17 protein-coding genes are annotated in these 24,666 nt (G+C 70.5%); 9 read left to right on the top strand and 8 right to left on the bottom strand.

What is annotated here, in order from left to right; genetic code table 11:
- Nucleotides 1–4: 4 nt before the first annotated feature.
- From JGU66_01885 to JGU66_01865, 5 genes are all read right to left on the bottom strand, one after another.
- Nucleotides 5–1,171: a hypothetical protein gene (locus JGU66_01885; protein MBJ6759494.1), complete on the bottom strand. Its 1,167-nt coding sequence runs from the start codon at nucleotides 1,169–1,171 to the stop codon at nucleotides 5–7.
- Nucleotides 1,172–1,271: 100 nt separating this feature from the next.
- Nucleotides 1,272–2,120 (bottom strand): aldose epimerase, encoded by an 849-nt coding sequence (locus JGU66_01880; protein MBJ6759493.1) that lies wholly within the window; start codon nucleotides 2,118–2,120, stop codon nucleotides 1,272–1,274.
- A gap of 9 nt (nucleotides 2,121–2,129) precedes the next feature.
- On the bottom strand, nucleotides 2,130–3,785 hold the full coding sequence (gene pruA / locus JGU66_01875) for an L-glutamate gamma-semialdehyde dehydrogenase (protein ID MBJ6759492.1): 1,656 nt from the start codon (nucleotides 3,783–3,785) through the stop codon (nucleotides 2,130–2,132).
- 158 nt (nucleotides 3,786–3,943) lie between these two features.
- Entirely contained in the window at nucleotides 3,944–4,345 is a 402-nt protein-coding gene (locus JGU66_01870) for a response regulator (GenBank protein ID MBJ6759491.1), read from the bottom strand.
- A gap of 135 nt (nucleotides 4,346–4,480) precedes the next feature.
- Nucleotides 4,481–4,687, bottom strand: a complete 207-nt coding sequence (locus JGU66_01865) for a hypothetical protein (GenBank protein MBJ6759490.1) — start codon at nucleotides 4,685–4,687, stop codon at nucleotides 4,481–4,483.
- A gap of 412 nt (nucleotides 4,688–5,099) precedes the next feature.
- Between JGU66_01865 and JGU66_01860 the strand changes: the two genes are divergently transcribed.
- The 7 genes from JGU66_01860 to JGU66_01830 all read left to right on the top strand — a co-directional run bounded on the left by JGU66_01860 (nucleotide 5,100) and on the right by JGU66_01830 (nucleotide 12,770).
- Entirely contained in the window at nucleotides 5,100–8,678 is a 3,579-nt protein-coding gene (locus tag JGU66_01860) for a protein kinase (protein ID MBJ6759489.1), read from the top strand.
- A gap of 52 nt (nucleotides 8,679–8,730) precedes the next feature.
- Nucleotides 8,731–9,387, top strand: a complete 657-nt coding sequence (locus JGU66_01855) for a DsbA family protein (GenBank protein MBJ6759488.1) — start codon at nucleotides 8,731–8,733, stop codon at nucleotides 9,385–9,387.
- A gap of 13 nt (nucleotides 9,388–9,400) precedes the next feature.
- Nucleotides 9,401–10,048 carry a hypothetical protein gene (locus JGU66_01850; protein ID MBJ6759487.1) on the top strand — a complete coding sequence of 216 codons (648 nt, stop codon included), beginning with the start codon at nucleotides 9,401–9,403 and terminating at the stop codon, nucleotides 10,046–10,048.
- 69 nt (nucleotides 10,049–10,117) lie between these two features.
- A complete protein-coding gene (locus JGU66_01845) occupies nucleotides 10,118–11,314 on the top strand; it encodes an acetyl-CoA C-acetyltransferase (protein ID MBJ6759486.1) in 1,197 nt (398 codons plus the stop codon).
- Nucleotides 11,315–11,362: 48 nt separating this feature from the next.
- Entirely contained in the window at nucleotides 11,363–11,575 is a 213-nt protein-coding gene (locus JGU66_01840; GenBank protein MBJ6759485.1) for a hypothetical protein, read from the top strand.
- A 144-nt stretch (nucleotides 11,576–11,719) separates the two neighbouring features.
- Nucleotides 11,720–11,917 (top strand): hypothetical protein, encoded by a 198-nt coding sequence (locus JGU66_01835; GenBank protein MBJ6759484.1) that lies wholly within the window; start codon nucleotides 11,720–11,722, stop codon nucleotides 11,915–11,917.
- Between the two features lie 130 nt (nucleotides 11,918–12,047).
- The gene (locus tag JGU66_01830; protein MBJ6759483.1) at nucleotides 12,048–12,770 is read left to right on the top strand and encodes a rhomboid family intramembrane serine protease; all 723 of its coding nucleotides are present in this window, start codon (nucleotides 12,048–12,050) and stop codon (nucleotides 12,768–12,770) included.
- A gap of 50 nt (nucleotides 12,771–12,820) precedes the next feature.
- Here the strand turns inward: JGU66_01830 and JGU66_01825 are convergent, their stop codons facing one another.
- Nucleotides 12,821–14,461 (bottom strand): sigma-54-dependent Fis family transcriptional regulator, encoded by a 1,641-nt coding sequence (locus JGU66_01825; protein MBJ6759482.1) that lies wholly within the window; start codon nucleotides 14,459–14,461, stop codon nucleotides 12,821–12,823.
- Nucleotides 14,462–14,606: 145 nt separating this feature from the next.
- Here JGU66_01825 and JGU66_01820 point away from each other — a divergent pair, with 145 nt between their 5' ends.
- Together JGU66_01820 and JGU66_01815 are read left to right on the top strand one after the other, a co-directional pair.
- Nucleotides 14,607–15,449, top strand: coding sequence for a dioxygenase (locus tag JGU66_01820; GenBank protein ID MBJ6759481.1), 843 nt, complete (start codon nucleotides 14,607–14,609; stop codon nucleotides 15,447–15,449).
- A 34-nt stretch (nucleotides 15,450–15,483) separates the two neighbouring features.
- Nucleotides 15,484–16,107, top strand: a complete 624-nt coding sequence (locus tag JGU66_01815) for a polyisoprenoid-binding protein (GenBank protein MBJ6759480.1) — start codon at nucleotides 15,484–15,486, stop codon at nucleotides 16,105–16,107.
- 97 nt (nucleotides 16,108–16,204) lie between these two features.
- Here JGU66_01815 and JGU66_01810 read toward each other — a convergent pair whose 3' ends face one another.
- Nucleotides 16,205–23,152: a hypothetical protein gene (locus tag JGU66_01810; protein ID MBJ6759479.1), complete on the bottom strand. Its 6,948-nt coding sequence runs from the start codon at nucleotides 23,150–23,152 to the stop codon at nucleotides 16,205–16,207.
- Nucleotides 23,153–23,269: 117 nt separating this feature from the next.
- Nucleotides 23,270–24,643: a tetratricopeptide repeat protein gene (locus JGU66_01805; protein ID MBJ6759478.1), complete on the bottom strand. Its 1,374-nt coding sequence runs from the start codon at nucleotides 24,641–24,643 to the stop codon at nucleotides 23,270–23,272.
- Nucleotides 24,644–24,666 lie beyond the last annotated feature (23 nt).

The following is a 24,666-nucleotide window of genomic DNA, read 5'->3' as shown; positions in this document are numbered from 1 at the left end:
TGACTCAGGTCGGGGCCTCCAAGGGGCCTCGGCCGCGCGCGGCCGCGAGGGTCATCGCGCCCAGGCCGAACAGCACCGTGGCCAGGGCCACGAGCCCACCCACGAGCGGCACCCAGCGCACCGCCATCAACAGCATCAGCCCCACCAGCAAGCTCAGCGCGAGCGAAGTGCCCGCGCGCCCGAAGCGCTGCATCAGCCACTGGCCCACCATCATCCCGACGACCGGGAACGCGAGGACGAGGCCCAGCGCATACACGGCCAGCACGAACAACCCCAGCCACCAGCCGCCCACCAGCGCACCCACGAAGAACACCCCGGCCGCGAGCACGGGCAGACCGAAGAAGAGCACCGCGCCCCAGCCCAGGCTCTTCCACGGTTGCTCTCGAAGCACTGCGGGCGCGCGGCGCGCGAAGCGAGGTGACAGCAGCGCGACCACCATGCCCAGCGCGAAGAGGCCCACCACCGAGCGGACCCACGTGTACGCGAGCATGAGCGGGCCCGCGCGTCGGTGCTGCACGGGGAGGCGCTCGAGCTGACCCGCCACGGAAGCGCCTGGGTCGATGATGGCGCCCTCTCCGCCGCGATAGCTCAGGTTGCCGTGCACGTCGGCGCCGCTCGTGAGCCGCAGCGTGTCCACCTGCGCGTGCACGTCGCCTCCCACGGGCGCGGAGACGATGAGCGTCTGCGCCGCGGCCTGGAGCCGGCCCTTCACCGGTGAAGCCACCTCGGCGCGGTTGCCCGCGAAGAAGAGGTCGCCCCCCACGCTGGCGGAGCGGCCCATCCGCAGGTCATTCGCGGCGAGCATGGCGTCCTTGCCCACCGGACCGCTCAGGTCGAGCACGTTGCTGGCTGCCCGCACGCTGCCGGCGATGCGCCCGGACAGGTGCGTCTCGCTCGCGGCGGTCTGCACGTCGCCGCCCACGGTGCCAGTGACGTCCACCTTCTGCCCGGCCGCCACCACGTCGCCCCGCACCGTGCCTTCGACGTGGACCTCTCTCGCGAAGACGTAGAGGTCATCGTTGATGATCTCCTGGGGCCCCACCGTCACCACCTGCCCGGTGCGCACCGTGGCCGCTCGCGCGGACAGCGGCGCGAGGACACCCCAGCACAAGAACATGAGGAGCAACGCACGCCCCTGTCCTCCGGGGCTCGGCCTGGACCTGTTGGACATGACGACCCTCCTCCCACGGCTTGGGGATGCGCGCGCCCGGAGGCAAGCGGGGAGGGGAGGGCGGGGCGAGCGGAGGTCCGCGTGCCCCTCGGGCAAGACGTCAGGCCTCGATGTCGAAGGCGAGCGACGCGCGCTCCCCCGGCGCCACGTGCAGCAGGCCCTCACCGGTGGCGAGCGCGCCCCCGGCCGCAGTCCAGGGCTCCACGCAGACGAAGTCCTTCCCCTTCAACGTCCACACGACGAGCAGGCGGAACTCGGGGCTCCACGAGAGCGTCACCGGACGCAGGCCCGGCCCTCGGTCCAGGCGGGTGCCAGGACGCGAGTGGTCGCGCAGGTGCAGGTCCACTTCATCGAGCGTGAGGTCGAACCCCGTGAAGGGCACCTCTCGCTTGTGGTGGTTGTCCCACGCGTGCGTGGCGTCGGTGTCCACGCGCGCCTCGGCCTTCGCTGCGTCGGGGACGCTGAAGTACGGGTGGAAGCCCAGGTGCAGCGGCAAGGGCCGCGAGTCCCGGTTCTCCACGTCGAAGTCCAGCGTGAGGCGGTGGCCCACCAGCGAGAAGGTGAGCTGCGCATCGAACGCCCAGGGGAACTGTTTCAGCGTCTCCTCGGAGGAGGACAGGCCCACCACCAAGAGCGAGTCCTCCGCCTGCCGCACGGTCCACGGCAGCCGCCGCGCGAAGCCGTGCTGCGGCAGGGTGTACGCCTTGCGCTCCGCCGGATACGTGTCGCCCGGCAGCGGGCCAGCGATGGGAAACAGCACGGGGATGCCGCCCCGCACGTTCTTGGAAGGGTCGGCCACGGAGGCGGCGTCGAGGAAGAGGACCTCGTCGCCTCCCACCACCATGCGCGTGACGAGCGCGCCGCGGGAGGGGATGACCTCCACGCGGCACTCGCCATCACGCAAGGCATAGGTGTCCAGACCCGCGATGCCCGGGAACGGAGCACTCATGGGTGAGGCTTACTTCCCCTCGCGCGGATCCACGTCCATGAACGGATAGGCGACCTTCGTCGGCGGGACGAAGTTCTCCTTGATGGTGCGCGGGCTGCTCCAGCGGAACAGGTTGATCATCGAGCCCGACTTGTCGTTCGTGCCCGACGCGCGCGAGCCGCCGAAGGGCTGCTGACCCACGACGGCGCCCGTGGGCTTGTCGTTGATGTAGAAGTTGCCCGCCGCGTGGCGCAGCTCGCGCTGCATGGTCTCGATGGCCTTGCGGTCGCGCGCGAACACCGCGCCCGTGAGCGCGTAGGCTGCGGACTGGTCGCACTCGCGCAGCGTCTCCTCGAAGCGGTTGTCCGGGTAGACGTGCAGGCCCACCAGCGGCGCGAAGATTTCCTCCTGCATGATGCGGTGGCGCGGGTTGGTCAGCTGCACCAGCGTGGGGCGCACGAACCAGCCCTCGCTGCGGTCCGTCTCGCCGCCGGCGACGATGGTCGCCTCGCTGCCGCCCGTCTTCGCCAGCTCGATGTACGAGGAGACCTTCTTGAAGGACTTCTCGTCGATGACGGCGCCCATGAAGTTGCGGAAGTCCGCCACGTCGCCCATGCGCAGCTCGTGGATCAGCTCCTGGAGGCGCGGCTTGAGCTTGCCCCACAGCGACTCGGGCACGTAGACGCGGCTGGCCGCCGAGCACTTCTGGCCCTGGTACTCGAAGCCGCCCCGGACGATGGCGACGGCGAGCGCCTCCAGGTCATCCGCCGCGGACGCGTGCGCGAAGATGAAGTCCTTGCCGCCCGTCTCGCCCACCAGCCGCGGGTACTGCTTGTAGCGGCCGATGTTCTCGCCCACGGTGCGCCACATGCTGTTGAAGGTCGGCGTGGAGCCGGTGAAGTGGATGCCGCCCAGGTGCGGGCTGGCCATCACCGGGTTGCCCACGGTGGGACCGTCGCCGGGCAGCATGTTGATGACGCCGTCGGGCAGGCCCGCCTCGCGCAACAGCTCCAGGCCGTACCACGCGCTGAGCGCCGCGGTGGAGGACGGCTTCCACAGCACCACGTTGCCCATGATGGCGGGCGTCACGGCCAGGTTGACGGCGATGGACGAGAAGTTGAACGGCGCGACGGCGAACACGAAGCCGTCCAGCGGCCGGTAGTCCAGCATGTTCCACGTCTGCGGCGAGTTCTCCGGCTGCGTGGAGAGGATCTGCTCGGCGAAGTGGACGTTGTAGCGCAGGAAGTCGATGAGCTCGCAGGACGCGTCGATCTCCGCCTGATGCGCCGTCTTCGACTGGCCCAGCATGGTGGACGCGTTGAGCAGCGGGCGGTAGCGCGTGGCCAGCAGCTCCGCGGCGCGCAGGAAGATGGCGGCGCGCGCGTGGAAGGGCATCCGCGCCCACTCTTCCTTGACGGAGAGGGCGTTCTGGATGGCCTGCTCCACGTGGCTGGCATCCGCCTCGTGCAGCGTGGCCAGCACGTGCTGGTGCTTGTGCGGCATGCGCACGGTGTCCGTCTTGCCGGTGCGGATGTGCTTGCCGCCGATGACGACGGGGATCTCGATCTTCTCGCCGCTCATGCGCTTGAGCGTGGCCTGGAGCTCGGCGCGCTCCGGCGTGCCGGGGGCGTGCGAAAGGACGGGCTCGTTCTTGGGAGCGGGGACGCGGGGAATGGCGTTGATCACGCGAAGGACCTCGGGACGAAAAGAAATGAGCGGGGGGACATATAGCCCGCCAGACGCCCCGGGTCAGCGTGCAACCCAGGACGCGCGTTCGGGCTCCGACATCGGCGCCAACGCGCTCACTCGGCCGTTTCTTCCGGTCCGCTCGCCGTGAGAGCGGCTCAGCGCTCGCCCGCTGCCCGCTCCGCCGCGGCGCCCCGCGCGCGCTGCAGCACGGCATGGAGCTGCGCGATGAGCACCGCGGGCTTCACGGGCTTCACCAGGTACGCATCCGGTCCGGGCTGCTCGGCGGCTTCGCCTGGACGCGGTGCGTAGCCGCTGACGAAGACGACGGGGATGTGCTGGAGGCTCGGCTCGGCGCGGAACCGACGGCACAGCGCGTAGCCATCCAGGCCGTCCATGTTCACGTCCGACAGGAGCAGGTCCGGCGGCTGCGCCAGCGCCAGCGCCAGCCCCGCTTCGCCGTCGGCGGACACCGTGCAGTCGAACTCACCGGACAGCAAGAGCCGCAGCGTCTCGCGCATGGTCCAGGAGTTCTCGACGATGAGGACCTTGGGCTTCACGGGCTTCGACTCCGAGGGGACCAGTGTCCGGCGCATGGGCGCGGCCTTCGCGCCAGAGGGACGGGCACGCAGCATCCCCCCACTGTCCGGTACCGAGCAAGAGGTCCGTGCCACCCCATGGAGGGCGACTGTGCCCTAGCGTTTGGGCGGCGTCTTCTTCTCCGTCGTCCACTGTTCGCCGCGCTCCACGCTCGCCTCCCACGGTGTCTCCTCGAGGGGGCTGGGGTCCACGTCCGCGCGCGCGGACAACTCCCGGCTCGTCTCGGCGGCGTCACGGTCGAGGGCGTCCTCGACCTGGCCGCGATCTCGCGGCTGGAAGTCTTCGTGCTGGGGGCTGGCCATGGTGACTCGCCTTTCCTTGGGTCGCGCTCGCGCCCGCGTGTCTCAAGCTGCGGCGTCTCGCGCGCCCTGGACACCCGTGCGTCCGACTCGCTTGGGCGCGGTGGGGGCGGACAGACGCGCGGTCTCACCCACCCGGTGCGTGGATGGAGGCGATGTCGGACCCAGCTTTCCTCGAAAGTGTCCAACTTGGTGTGTTCCCACCTCTCCCACCCTGCGTCGTTCCCATGAAAACGTGATATTCCTCTGACTTCTGAATTAGCCCGGCTTGACCCATCGTGTGAGCGACGAAGAGAAAACGACGGTCCTCGACGAGCGCACGCGCGCGTCCTCCAGCACCTGGGGGGAGCGGCCGCGCACACCCGTCACCTTGCCGTGGGCGGGGTTGGGGGAGCGCCGCTCGTTGGAGCCGGGGATGGTGGTGACGGGCCGCTACCGGGTGGCGTCGCTGTTGGGCGAGGGCGGCATGGGCCGCATCTGGCTGGCGGACGACACGCACGAGATGCGCCGCGTGGCGCTCAAGGAGATGCAGGTCCCCGCGGGGCTGACGCAGTCGAAGGTGGAGGACCTGGTGCTGATGTTCCGGCACGAGTTCTTCGCCATGAAGAAGCTGCAGCACCCGTCCACGCTGCGCGTGTTCGACTGCGGACTGACCGAGGCGGGCAATCGCTTCATCACGATGGAAGTGGTGGGCGGGCAGGACCTGAGCACGCTCGTGCGGGACGTGCCGATGGAGGCGAGCGCGCTGTACCGGGTGCTCATCCAGATGGCGCAGGTGTTGGCGTTCATCCACTCGCGCCTCTACGTGCACTGCGACATCAAGGCGAGCAACGTGCGCATCACCGAGTCCGGCGCGGTGAAGCTGATGGACTTCGGCGTGATGCACCAGCTGGGCACGCCGAGCCCGGGCCGCCTCAAGGGGACGCTGGAGTACCTGGCGCCGGAGTGGCAGCGCGGCGCGAGCATCGACGGGCGCGCGGACCTCTACTCGCTGGGCGTGATGGCCTACTACCTGGCCACGCGTCGGCTGCCGTTCAAGCGCACCAACCCCGCGGTGCTGCTGGCGGATCACCTGACGCGCCCGCCGCCGCGGCCCTCCAGCCTCTGCCCGGTGGATCCGCACCTGGAGGAGATCATCCTCCTGCTCATGGCGAAGGATCCGCGCGAGCGCTTCCAGGACGCGGGTGAACTCCTGGAGGCGCTGTGCCACGCCAGCGGCGAGCCGCTGCCCGAGGAGCCGCTGTCCGCGCGAGCCAGCTACCTCCACGTGCCCGAAGTGGTGGGGCGCGAAGCGGAGCTGGAGGGCCTGATGAACGGCCTGGCCGAGGCGGACTGGGGCCAGTCGCGCGCGGTGCTCATCGGCGCGCCCGCGGGCGTGGGCAAGACGCGGCTGCTGCAAGAGTTCGAGCTGCAGGCGAAGCTCGCGGAGCTGCCCTTCGGTCGAGGCCAGTGTCGCGCGGAGGGACTGGCGCCGCTGACGCCCGTGACGCAGGCCTTGCGGTGCCTCTTGCCGCACACGCCCACGGAGATGCTGGAGCGGCTGTCGCCCAGGCTGTCGCGCCTGTTGCCGTGGCTGTCCTCGGACGCGCCCGAGGGAGCGCTGCGCGAGGAGGGCGAGGAGAAGCTGGCGTTCTTCGAGGCGCTGGCCGAGTGGGTGCGCGCGCTGGGGCAGCGGTTGCCCTTCGTGCTGTGCTTCGAGGACCTGCAGTGGGCGGACAGCGCCTCGCTGGAGGTGCTCAACGTGCTCATCCGCGCGCTGCACGGCACGCGCGGAATGCTGGTAGGCAGCTTCCGCTCCGGTGAGCTGAGCCGGCTGAGCCTGGCCTTCCAGACGGTGGACGAGAAGCTCACCGCGCGGCTGGACCTGGAGCCCTTGTCCGCGGCGCACGTGGGCACGTTGGTGGAGCTGGCGCTGCCGGGCTTGTCCATGCCGGAGGGCTTCGTGACGCGGCTGCATGCCACGACAGGCGGCAACGCGTTCTTCGCCACCGAGTGCCTGCGCATGCTGGTGGAGGCGGGGGCGCTCACGCGCGTGGGCGGACGTTGGAGCGCGGCCGAGGACCTGGGCACGCGCGAGCTGCCCGCGAGCATCCAGGACGCGGTGCTGGCGCGACTGGCGAGCGCGCCCCAGGAGCAGGTGGCGCTCTTGCGGCGGCTCGCGCCCGCGGGTCGGTTGTTGGATCTCCCGCTCGTGCGCGCGCTGGCGGAGCTGCCCGAGGCGGAGCTGTTCGCGGTGCTCGATGGCATCGTCGAGCGGCAGTTCCTCCAGGAGGTGGAGGGCCGCTACGTCTTCACGCACGACACCGTGCACCAGGCCGTCTACGACACCACGCCCGAGGCCGAGCGGCGCGTCCATCATGGCCGGGTGGCTCGCGCGCTCCAGGCGCTGCACGCGCAAAGAAAGGGCCTGGCTCGGGCGGTGGGTTGGCACTTCGCGCGCTCGGAGGAGCCTCAGCGCGCCATCGTGCCGTTGCTGGAGGCGGGGCGCGCCGCCATCGAGGCCCAGGCGCTGCTGGATGCCACGCTGCTGCTGACGGAGGCCGCGGGGCTCCTGGAGGTGGCGCCAGACTTCCCGGAGCGCGCGGATCAGCTGCTGCGCACGTGGGTGTCGCTGGTGGAGGTGGGCTATTCGAGTGACCCGCCCACGTCGCTGACGTACGCGGAGCGCCTGTCCGCGCACTGGGCCGCGTCACCTGCGCTGGAGCTGGGCCGACGCGAGGCGCTCGCGAGGTTGGAGTCCGCGCGGGAGGGCTCGGCGACCGAGCGCGCGGAGCGGCTGTGCCCGCTCTTCCGCGAGGTGGCGGTGGATGCGCGCATGGCGCCGGTGGATGTCTTCTGGAAGCACTCCGAGCTGCGCATCCTGGAGAGCATGGCGCTGACCGTGCTGGGGCGCACCGAGGACTTCGAGCGGCTCCAGGAGCGCGTGAAGGCCGAGCACCCGGAGGACTCGCCGTATCGCGCGGGCGTGCTCATCGCGCGCGCTTCGCTCAGCGCATACAGCGGCCAGTGGGCCGGCGTGCTGGAGGCGCAGCGCGAGCAGGTGGAGCGGCTGCGGGGCTTCCGCAACCTGGTGGGCCGGCCGCCTCGGCGACTCGCGTGGGCGCTGGGGATGGGCGGCTACTTGATGAACGTCAACCGCGCCCTGCGCGGTGAGCCGCTGGACGAAGAGGTCGTCCACGAGGGGCTGGCGCTCGCGGAGGCCTACGGCTTCCTGGACGTGCGCGCCTTCCACCTGTTCTCGCGCGTGGCGCGCGCGGCCTTCACCGGAGACGGCGCCGCGTTCGTGCCCGCGTTCACCGAGAAGGCCGAGCTGGTGCGCCGGCTGGGCAACCCCCGGTTGATGGAGCGCAACCTCGCCGTCTTCACGCCGCCGTACTACCTGGAGCGCGGCGAGCACGAGCTGGTGGCCGCGGTGGTGGCGCGCGCGGAGTCGCTCGCGCGGGTGATGCCGGAGGATCAGCGGCTGCAGTACCACGTGCGCGTGTACCAGGCGTGCCGGGACGTGCTGTTCGAGGACGCGGCGGCGGCGCGCGAGTCGCTGCCGCGGGCGCTGGAGGCCGCGCGCGCGGGCCACCTGCGCATGGAGACGCTGGTGCGCGTGTACGAGTCCCGCTTCGAGCGGGAGCAGGGCAACCTCGCGGCGGCGCGCACCGCGGCGGAGGCCGCGCTGGCTCGCGCGTTGGATCCCGTGCTGGCCAATCCCTGGGACGAAATCCTGGCGCGCCGGGCCCTGGCGCCCTTGGTGCCCGCGGAAGAAGGCGCGCAGCACCTGCGGCGCGCGCTGCTCCTGGCCGAGGCCACGGGCAACGTCCTCCAGGTGGGCCACGTCTACCTCGCCCATGCGGAGCGCCAGCCCGCGCCCGAGGACTCGGTGCGCGAGCTGGAGATCGCCGAGCGCGCCTTCCTCGCGGCGAAGGCGGTGAACCTCCATGCGCTGGCCGAGTCGCTGCGGGGCGCGATGCAGCGCCAGTGTCTGGTGAAGCGCACGGCCTGAGCGGTGGGCCCGGCTTCCCCGCGCCTCGGGTGGGAGGGGTAGAGTGCCCGCCATGGCGAATGCCCCGCTGCGCTTCTATTTCGACTACATCTCACCCTACGCGTACCTCGCCTGGACGCGGATGCCCGCGCTGGCCGCGCGGCACGGGCGCGCGCTGGAGCCGGTGCCCGTCCTCTTCGCGGGGATGCTCAACGCGCTGGGCTCCATTGGCCCCGCGGAGATTCCGCCCAAGCGCGTGTGGGTCTTCAAGCAGACCTTCCGACTGGCCCATGACCTGGGCGTGCCCTTCGCGCCCCCGCCCGCGCATCCGTTCAATCCGCTCCTCGCGCTGCGCGTGACGGCGGCGGTGAGCGAGCCCGAGGCGCGCGCGCGGCTCATCTCGGCGCTCTACGCGGCCACCTGGGGCGGCGGCACGGGCATCGAGACGCCGGAGCAGGTGGGCGCCGTCATCGCGTCCGTGGGGCTGGATGCCCCGGCGCTCCTGGCCGCGGCCCGCTCGGACGAGGTCAAGGAGCGCGTGCGCCGCGACACCGAGGCGGCGCTGGCGGCGGGCGCGTTCGGCGTGCCCTCCGTCCTGGCGGATGGCGAGCTGTTCTGGGGACAGGACTCGCTGGGTCACCTGGAGCAGTTCCTGCGCGGCGAGGATCCGCTCACCGCCGCGGACCTGGCGCGTTGGCAGCACCTGCCCGCGTCGGCGTCCCGGCGCTGACGGTCGCCCGCGCATGCACGTCTTCACCCAGCTTGGCATCGTGGTCGGCGGCATCGTGCTCGCCGGCGTGCTCCTGTCCCTCAACTTCTGGCGGGCGCTGCTCTACCTCTTCCCGAGCAGCGTGCGGGTGGAGGCGGAGGCCCCCGCGGACCAGATGGCGCTGCCGGAGGCACTGCGGCCGCTCGCCCGGCAGTTGGAGGCGCTCGGCTTCGTGGCGCTCGGCAGCCACGACGAGAAGCCGCTCCTCCAGCGAGCCAGCCGTTCCTACGACTGGGCCCACCCCACCGAGCAGGTCTTCGCCACGCTCCACGAGGGGCGCCAGGGCTCGCCCCGGCTGTACCTGCTCACGCCCCTGGCCCCCGAGGGCTTCGTCATCACGGCGGACTACCGCCGCCCCGCGCTGGACCTCCCGGGGCGCTACCGGTCGGGTTCACTGGACGACGCTTCCCCCGAGCGCCTGCTGAGGGCCCACGCGCGGCGCCTGGAGGGGCTGTCTCCCACGGGAGACTTCACCTGGGAGGGGCGCGTGCAGGCGGGGCGTTCCTGGTATCAGGGGCTGGGGCGCCATGAAATCCGCCGGCAGAACCTGCAAGGGCTGTTGTGGACCGCCATCGCGCTTGCCATCGTCGCCAGCGCCTTCCTGGGGCGGCGGGCTTCCTGACTCGCCTCACCCTGGATATCCACGGCGCGCGTGCACCGCGCGCCCCACGAGAGTAGGTAGACGAGCACCATGAAGAGCGTGTCCAAGTCCGAGGAGATCTTCTTCCTGTCCGGCAAGCGCACCCCGTTTGGCACCTACGGGGGCAGCCTCAAGGATCTCAGCGCCACCGACCTCGCGGTGGAGTCCGCGAAGGCGGCCCTCGCCCAGGCGAAGGTGGCCCCTGAGCTCATCGAGCACGTCGTGTACGGCAACGTGGTCCAGACGAGCGCGGACGCCATCTACCTGCCTCGGCACGTGGGCCTGCGCACGGGCGTGCCGGTGCCGGTGGGCGCGCTGGGCGTGAATCGGCTGTGCGGCTCGGGCTTCCAGGCCTTCGTGACGGCCGCGGAGATGATGCTCACCGAGCAGGCCGCGTGCGTGCTCGCGGGCGGCACCGAGTCCATGAGCCAGGCGCCCCACGTCATCCGCGGGGCCCGCTGGGGCCTGCCGCTGGGCAAGGGTGGCCTGGAGGACATGCTGTGGACGGCCCTGACGGACAGCTACACCGGGCAGGCCATGGCGCTCACCGCCGAGCAGCTCGCGGTGGACTACTCGCTCAGCCAGGAGCAGGTGGACGAGTACGCGGTGCTCACGCAGAAGCGCTTCGCGGCCGCGCAGGAGGCCGGGCGCCTCAACGACGAGATCTCCGCCGTCACGCTCAAGGGCAAGAAGGGCGACACGGTGGTCTCCCGCGACGAGCACAACCGTCCGGAGACCACGGTGGACACGCTGCGCAAGCTGCCCAAGGTGTTCAAGAAGGACGGCGTGGTGCACGCGGGCGCGGCCAGCGGCATCTGTGACGGCGCGGGCAGCATGGTCATGGCCACGCGCGGCTTCGTGGAGAAGCACGGCCTGAAGCCCATGGCCCGGCTGGTGAACTGGGGCATCTCCGGATGTGACCCGAAGGTGATGGGCATTGGCCCGGCGCCGGCCATCCGCAACCTGCTGGCGCGCGCGCAGTGCAAGCTGTCGGACGTGGACCTCTTCGAGGTCAACGAGGCCTTCGCGCCGCAGTACCTCGCGGTGGAGAAGGAGCTGGGGCTGCCACGCGAGGCGACCAACGTCAACGGCGGCGCCATCGCCGTGGGCCACCCGCTGGGTGCCTCGGGCGCGCGCATCACCATGTCGCTGGCGTACGAGCTGAAGCGTCGCGGCGCTCGCTATGGTATCGGATCCGCCTGCATTGGCGGTGGGCAGGGAATCGCCGTGCTGATTGAGGCGCTCTGAGCGCGCGGGCGGGGCTGGCGGGGACACGACTTCGGGACGGGACGTGAGATGAGCAACGAGGTGGATGCGAAGACGGCCCGCGAGCGGGCCAAGGCCATCGCCGAGCAGCGCCGCGCGGAGCGTCGCAACCGCAAGCGCAAGTGCGTGGTGTGTGGGGTGGAGGAAAGTGACAAGACGCCCCTCACGGCCCACCCGGAAGGCATCGGGCCCGCCTGCAAGGACGAGGTGGCCTGTCTGTCCCGCCGCGCCGCCGCGCGGTGAGCCCCTGCCGCCTCCCAGGGCGGAGCTCGGGCGTGGGCGCGGGTGTGCGCAAGGCACGCCCGCGCCGGTTTGTCGGGCCCGTTTCTTGATGGTGGCGGGCCTTCGGTGTAAACGTCGAGAATCTCTGGTTACTCGAGGGTCGGAATGGGCGTTGCCAGCTTCACGGGAGTCAAGGTGTTCTCCACCACGCTCGCGCGTGACCGCGAGAACATGGGTGAGAACATCACCAAGTGGCTCAAGGAGAATTCCCAGGTCGATATTGTGGACAAGGTCGTCACCCAATCCTCCGACAAGGAATTCCACTGCCTGACCATCACGCTCTTCTACCGCCACAAGACCTGAGCGGACGGACCTGTCGTCGGACAGGGACTCTCGAGGGCGCTTTGCTCCGTTCATCCGGAGTGAGGCGCCCTTCGTCGTTGTGTCGTTTGGGGTTGCGAAGCGGGCGACCTTCCACCAACTTTGGGCGGCTATGCGACCGATGAGGAGCTTTGGCGGGGGTGGTGGTGGGTTTGGCCTGCCCAGCCTGGAGACGCTGTCCGCGAAGCTGGCGGTGGCCCTGGTGGGCATCTCCGTGCTGTTCCTCGCCACGGAGCGTGGCCAGGGCAACTTGCTGCTGCTGCACCCGGCGGACGTCCTGGGGCGGTTCTTCCTCTGGCAGCTCGTCACCTACGCCTTCGTCACGCCGGACGTGCTGGGCATCCTGTTCGGCGCGCTCATCACCTGGTCCATCGGCGGGTTCCTCGAGTCCACCTGGGGCGGCCGCCGGCTGCTGATGGCCTCGCTGGGCATCACCACGCTCTCCGGGCTGCTCACCTGTCTGCTGGCGCTCGTGACGCCGCTGGCGGGCGCGTACGCGGGCGGGCGGATCCTCACCACGGTGCTCTGGGTGGCGTACGGGCTCGTCATCGGCCGGGGGCAGACGAACTTCTGGGGCATCCCGCTGTCCGGCAACATCTTCGCCGCCATTGGCGCGGCGTTCACGGTGCTGCAGCTGTTGAGCAGGCCGTGGCAGTACCTCGCGCCGGACATCCTGAGCCTGCTGCTCGTGTTCGCCTACGTGCGCGGTGGCAGCCCGCGCCGGCTCTGGCTGTACTTCCAGCACTGGCGCCTGCAGCGGCAGCTGCGCGACCGCTCCAAGCACCTGCGCGTGGTGGAGCGGGACCGCAAGGATCGCGACCAGTTCCTCAACTGACGCTGACGTGACGCAGCCCCGCGCTCGCAGGGCCGCGTCCGTGGCTTCGCTCAGTGCGCGGCCTCGGCGTGGCCGTACTGCTTGAGCTTCCGGTAGAGCGTGGCCACGCCGATGTCGAGCTGCTCGGCCGTGCGCGCGCGGTTGCCGTCGTTCCGCGCCAGCACCGCGAGGATGTATTCCTTCTCCATGTCCTCCAGCCGGCGTGGGTCCCCGGTGGGAACCAGGCTGGGCGGCGCGACGCGCACCTCCTCGGGCAGGTCATCGCGCTCCACGCGAGGGCCCTCGCACAGCGCCACGGCGCGCTCGATGGCGTTGCCCAGCTCGCGCACGTTGCCCGGCCAGGGGTAGCGCAGGAGCTGATCCGCCGCTTCGGGGGAGAGTCCGGACACCTTGCGGCCCAGCCGCTCGGCGGCCTCGGCGAGCAGCATGCGCGCCAGGGGCAGCACGTCCTCGCGGCGCTCGCGCAGGGGCGGGATTCGCAGCTCGATGACGCGCAGCCGGTAGTAGAGGTCCTGGCGGAAGCGTCCGGTGCGCACCTCCTCGGCGAGGTCGCGATTGGTGGCGGCCACCACGCGCACGTCCACCTTGCGGTGGGTGTTCTCGCCCACGCGGCGGACCTCCTTCTCCTGGAGGGCGCGCAGGAGCCGGGCCTGCATCGTCGCGGGCACCTCGCCCACCTCGTCGAGGAAGAGGGTGCCGCCGTGCGCCGCCTCGAAGAGTCCGGCCCGGTCGTTCGTGGCGCCGGTGAACGAGCCCTTCGCGTGGCCGAACAGCTCGCTCTCCAGCAGGCTCTCGGTGACGGCGGCGCAGTTGACCGCGACGAAGGCCTTGTGGGCGCGGCTGGACTCATCGTGGATGAGCCGCGCGACGCGCTCCTTGCCCACGCCGCTCTCGCCCGTGACGAGCACCGTGGAGTCCACCTTCGCCGCGCGCCGCGCGAGTCCGAGCACGCGCTGCATCGACTCGGCGCGGGCCACCATGCCCGAGGGGTCCTCCGTCACGCCGGACACGCGGGCCAGGGATTGGCGCTTCGCGCGCAGCTTGCGCTCCGTCTGCTTGAGCGCCTCCGTCACGTCTCCGAGCACGCCCTCCATGCACTGCGTCTCGTAGAAGCGCAGCACCTCCTTGCACTCGGTGCTCCACTCCTCGGCGGGGCGCCCCACGATGCGGCAGTCTGCGTCGCCCTTGCCCACGCAGCGGACCTCGGTGCAGTAGATGGGCTTGCCGTTGCAGAAGCTCATGTACCCGGAGGCGAAGCCCGTGAGGCTCCAGCACACGGGTTGATCCGCCAGCCCCAGGTGCAAGAGGTGCTGCTCGGCCTCATAGGACTCGCGCCACTGGGCCTCGGCGAAGGGCTCGGGGCCATCCTCGGGCTTGCGCTCCAGGCGCTCCACCAGCACCTGTCCTTGGAGGGTGTGCAGCCTGCCGCCCGCCCGGCGCCACTGTGATTCGTCGGGCCAGGGGACGGCCGTTCGCATGGCCTCGGCGGTGCGCCAGCCGTGCGCGTAGCCCATGCGCGTGAAGATGCCGCGCGCCGCCGTCATCCCCAGCAGGCCCACCAGCTCCTTGCGCTGGAGCCCCAGCGCCACCGGATCCATCAGCAGCGCCCGCTGACCCGCGAAGTGGATGAGCCCGCCCCCCGGATCGAATGACAGCAGCTCCTTCAGGTTCAGCTCCAGCCTGGCCGGCACGGTCGTCTCGCCCCCGTTCAGAGTGATGTGTCTGTCTATCGTTCTGAGAGGCTCGGCGCACGCGAGAACGCGGCCCCTCACGCGATTTCAACAGGTTGGAGGGGCGGGAGGGGATGGTCTGCGGGTTGCAGTCCATGGGCTCGCGATGAGTGACGTGAGCAACTCCAGTGGACTTCTCCAGTCAGGCGGGCCGGCGGCTCCCTGGCGGCATGCTCCGGCGCTCTTCGTGTCGCATGGCTCGCCGATGGTGGCGCTGGACGCGGATGCGTATCCGCGCGCGCTCCATGACTTCGGGGCGAGCGCGAGCCAGGCACGGGCGCTCGTGGTGGTCTCGGCGCATTGGGAGACCGAGGGCGAGGTGGCCGTCACGTCGAGCGAGGCCCCGCCGCTCATCTACGACTTCTACGGGTTCCCCGCGCCGCTGTATCAGCTCCGCTATCCCGCGCGAGGCGCGCCTGGGCTGGCGGTGGACATCGTGGCGCTGCTGCGCGAGGCCGGCATCCCCGCGCGCGCCGAGCCGACGCGTGGGCTGGACCATGGGGTCTGGGTGCCGCTGCGGCACGCCTTCCCCGATGCGCGCGTGCCCGTGATTCAGGTGTCGCTGCCGGCGGATGCGGAGCCCGCCGAGGTGGCTCGGCTGGGCGAGGCGCTGCGGCCCCTTCGCTCGGAGGGCGTGGTGCTGGTGGGCAGCGGGGGGCTGGTGCACAACCTGCGGCGGGTCAACTTCCGCTCCAAGGAGGCTCCAGTGGAGCCCTGGGCAGCCGAGTTCGATGGCTGGGTGGCGAGCCGGCTGGCCTCCCGAGACTTTGCTGGACTTCAGGCTTGGAGAGGTGCACCGAATGCGGCGCTGGCGCATCCTTCCGCCGATCATTTCTTGCCGCTTTTCTTCGCTCTCGGCGCTGCTCTCCCCGAGGATGGAATCACCTCGGTGTTCGAGGGTTTTCATCACGCGACTTTGTCGATGCGCAGCTTCGCGCTGCGCGCATGAACCCGCTGTACTCATTCCCCAAGGAGCACACCCCATGAAGCTGTTCATGAAGTCCGCCGTTGCCATGCTCGCGCTGTCCCTGCCGTCCGCCGCCCTGGCCTCGAACTGGGAGATTGACTCGTCGCACGCCAGCGCCGACTTCTCCGTGCGCCACATGATGGTGTCGAACGTGAAGGGCAGCTTCGGCAAGGTGACCGGCGCCATCAACCTGGACGACAAGGACGTGACCAAGTCCACCGTCGAGGCGACCATCGACGTGTCCACCGTCAACACCAACGAGCCGAAGCGCGACGAGCACCTGAAGAGCCCGGACTTCTTTGACGTGACCAAGTTCCCGACGATGACCTTCAAGTCGAAGAAGGTCGCGAAGGCGGGCGCGGGCAAGCTGAAGGTGACGGGCGACCTGACGCTCCACGGCGTGACGAAGGAAGTCGTCCTGGACGTGGAGGGCCCGGCGAAGGAGTCGAAGGATCCGTGGGGCAACACCCGCTCGGGCGTGTCCGCGACCACGAAGATCAACCGCAAGGACTACGGCCTGGCGTGGAACAAGGCGCTGGAGACCGGCGGCGTGGCGGTCGGCGAGGAGGTCGCCGTCAGCCTGGAGATCGAGCTGACCAAGAAGGCCGACGCTCCCGCGACGGCGAAGGACGCGAAGTAGTCCTCGCGAGTCCCTGGACCGCGGAGACACAAAGAGGGGCCTCGGTGACGAGGCCCCTCTTCTTTTTTGCGAGCGACGCGGGCGCGCCGCCGGGCGGTCAGCCCTCGGCGACGGCCTGCACGCTGGAGCGGTAGATGAAGATGCGCGCGGTGTTGGTGCGCGTGTCCGCGGGGACGACGAAGAACCCCGGGATGGTGCTCTTGAAGTCGCGCGAGAAGCCGGCCACCTGGCGACCGTCATTGAAGGTGACGCGAATCTTCTGACCGTCCAGCTGCGGCTGGCGCGCGCCCGCGGCGAGCATGAAGAAGATGGCCTTCACGCGCTTGCCCTGGATGCGCTCGGGGGCGAAGCCGCTCTGCTGCTCCAGGGAGATGACGTCGTCCAGGAGGTCCAGGTCGCGGATGGTGCCGCGCTTCACCTGGCCTTCCACGGTGTGGATGATGACGCGGTGCTCGCCCTCCACGAACGAGGTGCGCTCCTCCAGCGTGAGTGAGGCGGCGGGAGGTGCGAACAGCGGCGGTTCGATCGCGCCAACGATGGGCGGCTCGGGCAGCTCCTCCTCGATGGCCTCGGGGGCCTCCTCGACGAGTTCGATCTCCGCCAGCTCCTGCTCTGCCTCCACCGCCACTTCCTCTTCGACGAGGGGCGGGGCAGGGGGCTCTTCCTGCCAGGGGACTTCGGTGGTGGGCGCGGCGAACCGAGCCGTCTGGGGCGCGCCTCGCCACATGGGCTGCGGGGGCGGGGCATTCCAGGTCGACTCGACGACGTCGACAGGAGTTGTCTCCAGGACGGGCTCGACCTCGACGGCGGGCTCATGCCACTCGGTGGCCTGCACCGGTTCCGACTCCGCTTCCGTGAGGGAGATCTCCTCGGACACGGGCGTGTTCCAGTCCGCGGTGGCCGAGACGGGCTCGGGCTCCGGCGTCACCCACTCGGGCTGAAGCTCGACCGTGCCGGAGGGCTCCGCGGGGGCGGACCACTCGGGCTCGGACTCGGTTGCTTCCCATGCGGGCGTGGACTCCTGCGCGCTCCACTCCGGAGCGGCGGGCGTGGCAGGCAGGGCTCCCCAGGTCTCGGTGCTGGGCGCCTCGTGCGAGGCCCATTCGGTCGCCGGGGTGGCGGCTGGTGCTGCGCCGTGCGCGGGGCTCTCCCAGGTGGCCTGTGGTTCCGATGCGGTGGGCTCGGCGGCGGAGGCCCACTCGGGCTGGAGGTCGATGGGCTGAGCGTCGTCACCCGGCTGCGCCCAATCGGTCTGGGCCTCGGGGGCGGGCTGCTCCTCCGGGGTAGCGGCCCACTCGGGCTGAAGCTCGATGGGCGCGGTCTCGGCGGCGGGCGTCTCCCATTCGGGCTGCGCCTCGATGGCGGCCTCTTCGATGGGTTGCTCCCATGCCGGGGCGGCCGCGCTGGAGGCTTCGGCCGTGGCGGGGGCTTCCCACTCGGGCTGCGCGTCGATGAAGGCGACCTCTTCGGCGGGCTGCTCCCAGGCGGCCGACTGCGGTGGCTGGGACTGAGCCGCGGCGCCCGTTGCGTTGGCGTGGGCCCAGTCATTCTGCGCTGGAGCGGGGGCGCTGGCGGACTGCTCCCACTCGGGCTGCGCCTCGATGAGTTCAGCCTCCGCGGGCTGCTCCCACGCGGGCTGGGCTTCGAGTGGCGCAGCCTCGGAGGCGGACTGCTCGTCGAGCGTCACGACCTCGGCGGTGGACGTCTCCCATTCGGGCTGAGCGGCGTCGGTCGGCTGTGCCCACTCGGGCTGTGCCGTGACGGGTGCGGCAGAGGAGGGCGTCTCCCACGAGGACTCTGCGGCGTCGGAGGGCGCGGCCCAGTCCGGCTGATTCGAGACAGGGGCCGGCGTGGAGGGCTGATCCCATTCGGTCTCGACCTCGATGGGAGTCGCATCGGCGCTGGACGCCTCGGCGGTACCGGGCTGCTCCCACTCTGGCTGTGCCTCCAGCGTGGCGACTTCCGCGTCAGGCTGAGCCCACTCCTGCTGCGCATCGAGCGGGGCAGCATCGGCCGTGGCTTCGGGCTGCGGCCACGCGGGCTGGGCCGCGTTCGGAGCAGCATCGGCGCCGGCCTGCACTGCGGCAGGATCGGATTCCGTGGGCTGTTCCCACTCCGGCTCCGCTTCAAGGACAGCGACCTCCTCGGCGGGCTGCTCCCACGAGGGCTGCGCCGCTGCGGAAGCCGCGTCGCTGGGCTGCTGCCATTCGGATTGAGCCGTAGCGGAGGCCGCGTCAATCGGCTGCTCCCACTCCGGCTGTGCTTCGAGGACAGCCACATCCTCAGTGGGTTGCTCCCATGCGGGCTGGTCCGCCGTGGAAGCGGCGTCAGCGGGCTGCTCCCACGCAGGCTGAGCTGTGGTCGCTGCGGCGTCGGTGGGCTGCTCCCATTCCGGCTGTGCTTCGAGGACGGCCACTTCCTCCGCGGGCTGCTCCCAGGTGGCGTGAGCCGCAGGAGTGGCTACCTCGTTGGGCTGTTCCCATTCAGGCTGCGCCTCGAGGACAGCCGCATCCGTGTTGGGCTGTTCCCACGTAGGCTGAGCTGTGGTCGCTGCGGCATCGGCGGGCTGCTCCCACTCGGGCTGCGCCTCGAGGACAGTCGCATCCGTGTTGGGCTGTTCCCACGCAGGCTGTGCCGTCGTGGAGGCGGCAGTGTTGGGCTGCTCCCATTCGGGCTGCGCTTCGAGGACAGCTACTTCCTCCGCGGGCTGCTCCCAGGTGGAGTGAGCCGTAGGGGCGGCTGCCTCGGCGGGCTGCTCCCACTCAGCCTGAGCTTCGAGGGGAACTTCCTCTGCCTCAGGTGTCACCCATTCGGGCTGCGCCTCGAGGACAGCAGACTCCGCAGTGGGCTGCTGCCATGTGGCTTGGGCGTCGGAGGATGCAGCGCCGGCAGGCAGCTCTTCCTCGGGCTGAACTTCGAGTGGTGCTTCTTCTGTCGCGGACACCTCCCACTCGGGCTGCGTGTCGACAGGCTGTTCCCAGGCAGGCTGATCAGCGGCGGAGATGCTTTCGGCGGGCTGCTCCCACTCAGGCTGCGCTTCGAGGACGGCAGCATCCGTCGCGGGCTGCTCCCACTCAGGCTGAGTGGCGACCGGTGCAGCTTCAGCGGGCTGCTCCCACTCAGGCTGAGTGGCGACGGGTGCAACTTCGGCGGGCTGTTCCCATTCCGGCTGTGCTTCGAGGACCGACGCATCGGTTGCAGGCTGCTCCCACTCAGGCTGAGTGGCGACCGGTGCAGCTTCAGCGGGCTGCTCCCACTCAGGCTGAGTGGCGACGGGTGCAACTTCGGCGGGCTGTTCCCATTCCGGCTGTGCTTCGAGGACCGACGCATCGGTTGCAGGCTGCTCCCACTCAGGCTGAGTGGCGACCGGTGCAGCTTCAGCGGGCTGCTCCCACTCAGGCTGAGTGGCGACGGGTGCAACTTCGGCGGGCTGTTCCCATTCCGGCTGTGCTTCGAGGACCGACGCATCGGTTGCAGGCTGCTCCCACTCAGGCTGAGTGGCGACCGGTGCAGCTTCAGCGGGCTGCTCCCACTCGGGCTGAGTGGCGACCGGTTCAGCTTCAGCGGGCTGCTCCCACTCGGGCTGCGCTTCGAGGACCGCCGCATCCGTCGCGGGCTGTTCCCACTCAGGCTGCGCTGAAGTCGTTGCGGATCCGGCGGGCTGTCCCCACTCAGGCTGCGCCTCGAGGACCGCCGCATCGGTCGCGGACTGCTCCCACTCAGGCTGCGTGGCGACCGGTGCCGCTTCGGCGGGCTGCTCCCACTCAGGCTGCGCATCGAGGACGGCAGCATCCGTCGCGGGCTGTTCCCACTCAGGCTGCGCATCGAGGACGGCAGCATCCGTCGCGGGCTGTTCCCACTCAGGCTGTGCATCGAGGACGGCAGCATCCGTCGCGGGCTGTTCCCACTCAGGCTGTGCCGCAGTCGTTGCGGATCCGGCGGGCTGTTCCCACTCAGGCTGCGCCGCAGTCGTTGTGGATCCGGCGGGCTGTTCCCACTCAGGTTGTGCTTCGAGGACCGCCGCATCCGTTGCGGGCTGCGCCCATTCGGGCTGCGCCGCGTGAGGCGCGGCGTCGGCAGGCTGCTGCCACTCGGGCTGGGCTTCGATGAGCGCGGGCTCGGACTGCCAGGTGGAGCTGGCTTCGCTGGACCCGACGGTGGCGGAGTCCGTGGGGATTCCCCATGCGGACGGCGTGGCTCCGGTCGGGGCCGCTGGGGTTTCCCACTCGGGCTGGGCCTCGATGAGCGCGGCTTCCTGGCCAACAACGGAGGTGGCCTCGGTTGGCTGTGCCCACTCGGTCGATACTTCTTCCGGCGCGGCTTCCAGCGTGGGCTGCTCCCACTCGGGCTGCGCCTCGATGAGTTCGGCCTCGGGCGTCGCGGCTTGCTCGTGCGACGGGGCTTCGGTGGCCGGCTCGGCCCACTCGGACTGAAGCTCTGTCGATTCCGAGCCGAAGCCCTCGTTCGAGGGCGCATCGGCGGTCGGTGCCGTGGCGGCCCACTCGGTCGTGCCGGGCGCGTTCGGCGCGTTCCACGTCGTCGTGGAGGCTTCCGCCTCGGGCGAGACCCACTCGGGCTGCAGATCGATGGGAGAGGCGTCCGCGGTCTCACCTTCGAGCGCTACGTCCGATTCCGCCGTCGCGCCGGTCTGGCCGTAGTCGAGGAACTCTCCCGCTGCGGCGAGCGGCACTGCCTCGTCGGGATTCCCGCTCAGGTCGAAGGCGTCCTCGATGGCCGGGCGCGCCATGGCATCCGGCGACTGCGCGAGCGCCGCGAGCGGGGCGTGATCGACATCGTCCTCGCCTACGTCGATGGTGTCGGCGTGGAGATCCGGCGCGACCTGCACCTCGCGGAGCTGGAGGGACGGCGGGTTCGACTCGAAGAGAGAGGCCGGTGCGCTCGGCGCTTCGGCTTCGCTGATGTCACCCGTGTCGAGGGCGATCTCTTCGGGGGAGCCCTCCACCAAGTCGGCATGCGCATCGAACGAGCCGACGGCGTCGCTCGAGTCCCCACCGGCGGCCGAAAGGTCCTCGGTGGTATCGAAGAGAGGCTGGGCGTCCGTGCCCGCATCGAAGTCCGTGCCCGATGCGTGCACGTCACCCGACGCCGCTTGCTGCGCGGCGATGGATGCCTCGAAGTCAGCGCCGAGGCTCGTGGGCGCTCCGGCCTCCCCGGACGCCTCCGCGTTCGCGGATGTGCCCGCGGGCTCACCGAGTTCCGCGGAGTCGAGCGAGAACTCCTCGGAAGAGACCTCGGGCGAATCGTCGAGCGCGCTCACCTCCGAGGAGGCTTCGAGCACAGCGCTCGCGGACGCGTCCTCACCCGACATGGGGTCGAGTGGCTCGGCGTCGAAGACCTCGGTCGCGTCGGACGCGAACTCCGTCGTTGCGACGTCGCCGCCTGGCTGCGTCTCCAGCGGATCCACCGCGAGGGGAGCCGCGTCCCACGCCGCATCCATGGGCGAACGCTCACGCTCCTCCGCGAGCACGGGCTCCGAGCCCGCATCCATCAGCTCCGCATCAACAGAGGCGAAGTCGGCCTCGGACGCCGTCGCGTCCAAGGGCATCGCTTCGACCGAGGCGAAGTCGGTCTCGGACGCCGTCGCGTTCAAGGGCATCGCTTCGACCGAGGCGAAGTCTGTCTCGGACGCCGTCGCGTCGACGGATGCAAAGTCGGTCTCGGATGCAGTCGCACCCATGGCCGTCGCATCGACCGACCCGAAGTCGGTCTCGGACGCCGCCGCATCCATGGTCGTCGCATCGACCGACCCGAAGTCGGTCTCGGATGCAGTTGCACCCATGGCCGTCGCATCGACCGACCCGAAGTCGGTCTCGGACGCTGCCGTGTCCATCGGAGTCGCGGCGGGGGCCACGGCCTCGGATTCGACCTCCATGGACAGCTCGGCGAACGACGCCTCCAGCGAGGACTCCGCGCTGGCCGGGCCCCGTGTCGCGCGTCCAGTGGCGTGCGTGGCCTCGTCACGGACCGAGGAGAAGTCGGTCTCTTCTCCCGACCCCGAGGCCGGCTCTGCCGCTCCCAGATCGGAGTTCAGCGCATCGAAGGACGCGGACGAATCCTCGGCATGCTCCACGTCCGCGACATCCGCGTCGGCGACCTCGAAGAGGTCCTCACCGGCCTCTTCCTCGGTCGGGGCCGGCATCGCGGTCGGGGCCACGGCGGGCGCCATCCACGGGGCCGGCTCACTCAGGGCGGGGATGTCGACGTCATCCGCGCTGAGGTCGAGGCTGTCTGCCTCCTGCGGTGCATACGCGGCCTGCTCAGGCGTCTGCTCCGGATACCCCGTCCACGCCTGCTGCCCATAGGCCGCGTTGGGGTCGTAGGGCGCCTGGGAGGGATCCGCGTAGCCCTGGTTCGGATCCACGGGGTACTGCTCGGCATAGCCCTGGTTCGGATCGTACGGCTGCGCGTACCCCGTGTTCGGATCGACCGGGTACTGCGCGGCATAACCCTGGTTCGGGTCGTACGGCTGCGCGTAGCCCGTGTTCGGATCGACCGGGTACTGCGCGGCATAGCCCTGGTTCGGGTCGTACGGCTGCGCGTAGCCCGCGTTCGGATCCACCGGGTACTGCGCGGCATAGCCCTGGTTCGGATCGTACGGCTGCGCGTAACCCGGGTTCGGATCGTAGCCGCCTTGCTGCTGAGGCCAAGCCTGGGCGGGGTAGGCGTACCACTGGCCATCCTGGCCGTAATAGCCCTGCGGCTGGGCGTAGGCCTGTGGCTGGGCGGGGTAGGCGTACCACTGGCCGTCCTGGCCGTAGTAGCCCTGCGGCTGGGCGTAGGCCTGCGGCTGCGCGTAATCGGCGGGGTAGGCGTACCACTGGCCGTCCTGGCCGTAGTAGCCCTGGGGCGCGGGTTGCTGCCAGTCCTGGGGCGCCAGGACAGGCTCACCAGTGGGCGTGTCGCGGATACCCAGGTGTGCACGCAGCTCTGCCCAGCGAGCCTCCTCGTCGGGAGACAGGCCTCCCAGCTTTCGCCTCTCGTCGAGGAAGCGAAAATCTTTCATCGCGGTGCGCGTGTCGGACATCCGTCACCTTGCTGCGGACAGCACACGGCTTGGATTCCCGCCGCAGCGAAAATGGAGGCCGCGAGTGTAGGGGAGTCCCGCCGAGGGGTAAACCAATCCGACGGGCCCGTTCGCCAGCTATCTCCCCGAGAGGGCGGATCGGACCTGTTCGTCCAGTGTCGCCACGCTCATGCCGTACTGGGTCTGGAGCGCCTCTTCGAAGGACTTGCCACCCCCCACGGCCCGGATGAGCGTCAGGACCTTGGCCGTCCCACCCTGGCGCACCAGCTCACCCACGGCCACGGCCGAGGTGCCATAGGCAACGGTGGGGTTTCCCTTCGAGATGAGCGCCCCCTGGGACATGTCCGCCAGTCGGGGCAGCGCGTCCGCCTTCAGGGCGCCGCGCAGCAGGTCGCGCATCATGCGCGGCGGGCCGTCGCTGCCCAGGTAGCGCCACTCGACGAACTCGGCCAGCCCCTCGTTGAGCCAGGTCGGCAGGCGATGGTCCTTGCCGCCGCAGAACTCGTCCACCGCGGCGTGCACGTACTCGTGGACCAGGGTGCCCTTGGTGTCCTGGGTCAGCTCGGCGGCGTCGTTGATGCGGATGGCATCGTCCGAGTACAGCCCGGCCACCGTCCGCGCCATGGCCGCGCCGTGGTGCGTGCGGAACTCGTCGCGGGTGTAGAGGACCACGTCCACGGGGGACTCGCGGGCCTCGCCCAGCAGCTCCTGCGTGAAGGAGTACGCTTCGTCGAGCGCCTCGACGATCTTCCCCTCGTACTCGGCCCGCTGGCCGAAATCGCGCGCGTTATTGAAGTAACGGATGACGAAGTGCCGGTTGGAGCGCGTGCGCATGCCGTCCTTGCCCACGCCGGACTCGTAGCTGAGGCTCGTGGAGCGCACCTCGCCCGAGTCCCCGCCGACTGCGGGCTGGGTGGTGCCGCCCGTGGGCTGGCCGTTGTCCAGGCGCTTCTCGATGCGCTCGACCTCGCGGCGGGCCGCGGCCTCGTCGTTGCTCTGCGCGCGAGCCTTCTGGAGCAGCTTGCGCGCCTCGGCGGCTTCCTTCGTCTTGGGGGGAACCTTCTCCAGCGCGGCGATGGCCTCGGTGGGGTTCTTGTCCTCCAGCAGCATGCGCCCCAGCTCCAGGCCGAACGCGCCGTCCTTGGCGTACTGCTCCAGGCCCTTGCGCAGCGCCTCCTCGGCCGCGGCGCGTTGATCCGTCTTCAGCGCCGCGCGCGCCAGACAGCGCAGGCTGGCGGCGGACTCCTGGAAGGCCGAGGCGCGCTCACCCAGCGAGTACGCCAGCACCGCGTCGTCCTTGAGCAGCGCCTCGCAGCCCTTGAGGAGCGCGGACGCGAGCACGGGGCGCTCCGCTTCCTCGTAGTTGGCGGGCTCGGCCGTGGCGAACGCCAGATACAGCTCATCCCACTGCTGCCGCGAGGCGAACTCCTTGGCCTTCTGGGGCGGAGGGGCGGCGGCGAGCAGGAGGGCGGCGAGCAAGGATGCAGTCATCCCCCGAGTATGGCCGAGCCCCC

This window comes from Myxococcaceae bacterium JPH2, from assembly GCA_016458225.1.
Lineage (GTDB): Bacteria > Myxococcota > Myxococcia > Myxococcales > Myxococcaceae > Citreicoccus.
The sequence above is the reverse complement of the archived record's forward strand: the minus strand, read 5'-3'. Positions and strand labels throughout refer to the sequence as shown.

Excerpts from the sequence above, each read along its gene's own strand:
- JGU66_01865 (MBJ6759490.1), bottom strand. The coding sequence starts at position 4,687 with ATGGCCAGCCCCCAGCACGAAGACTTCCAGCCGCGAGATCGCGGCCAG.
- JGU66_01830 (MBJ6759483.1), top strand. The coding sequence starts at position 12,048 with ATGCGACCGATGAGGAGCTTTGGCGGGGGTGGTGGTGGGTTTGGCCTG.
- JGU66_01850 (MBJ6759487.1), top strand. The coding sequence starts at position 9,401 with ATGCACGTCTTCACCCAGCTTGGCATCGTGGTCGGCGGCATCGTGCTC.
- JGU66_01855 (MBJ6759488.1), top strand. The coding sequence starts at position 8,731 with ATGGCGAATGCCCCGCTGCGCTTCTATTTCGACTACATCTCACCCTAC.
- JGU66_01880 (MBJ6759493.1), bottom strand. The coding sequence starts at position 2,120 with ATGAGTGCTCCGTTCCCGGGCATCGCGGGTCTGGACACCTATGCCTTG.
- JGU66_01860 (MBJ6759489.1), top strand. The coding sequence starts at position 5,100 with ATGGTGGTGACGGGCCGCTACCGGGTGGCGTCGCTGTTGGGCGAGGGC.
- JGU66_01820 (MBJ6759481.1), top strand. The coding sequence starts at position 14,607 with ATGAGTGACGTGAGCAACTCCAGTGGACTTCTCCAGTCAGGCGGGCCG.
- JGU66_01815 (MBJ6759480.1), top strand. The coding sequence starts at position 15,484 with ATGAAGCTGTTCATGAAGTCCGCCGTTGCCATGCTCGCGCTGTCCCTG.
- JGU66_01840 (MBJ6759485.1), top strand. The coding sequence starts at position 11,363 with ATGAGCAACGAGGTGGATGCGAAGACGGCCCGCGAGCGGGCCAAGGCC.
- JGU66_01845 (MBJ6759486.1), top strand. The coding sequence starts at position 10,118 with ATGAAGAGCGTGTCCAAGTCCGAGGAGATCTTCTTCCTGTCCGGCAAG.
- JGU66_01885 (MBJ6759494.1), bottom strand. The coding sequence starts at position 1,171 with ATGTCCAACAGGTCCAGGCCGAGCCCCGGAGGACAGGGGCGTGCGTTG.
- JGU66_01810 (MBJ6759479.1), bottom strand. The coding sequence starts at position 23,152 with ATGTCCGACACGCGCACCGCGATGAAAGATTTTCGCTTCCTCGACGAG.
- JGU66_01835 (MBJ6759484.1), top strand. The coding sequence starts at position 11,720 with ATGGGCGTTGCCAGCTTCACGGGAGTCAAGGTGTTCTCCACCACGCTC.
- JGU66_01805 (MBJ6759478.1), bottom strand. The coding sequence starts at position 24,643 with ATGACTGCATCCTTGCTCGCCGCCCTCCTGCTCGCCGCCGCCCCTCCG.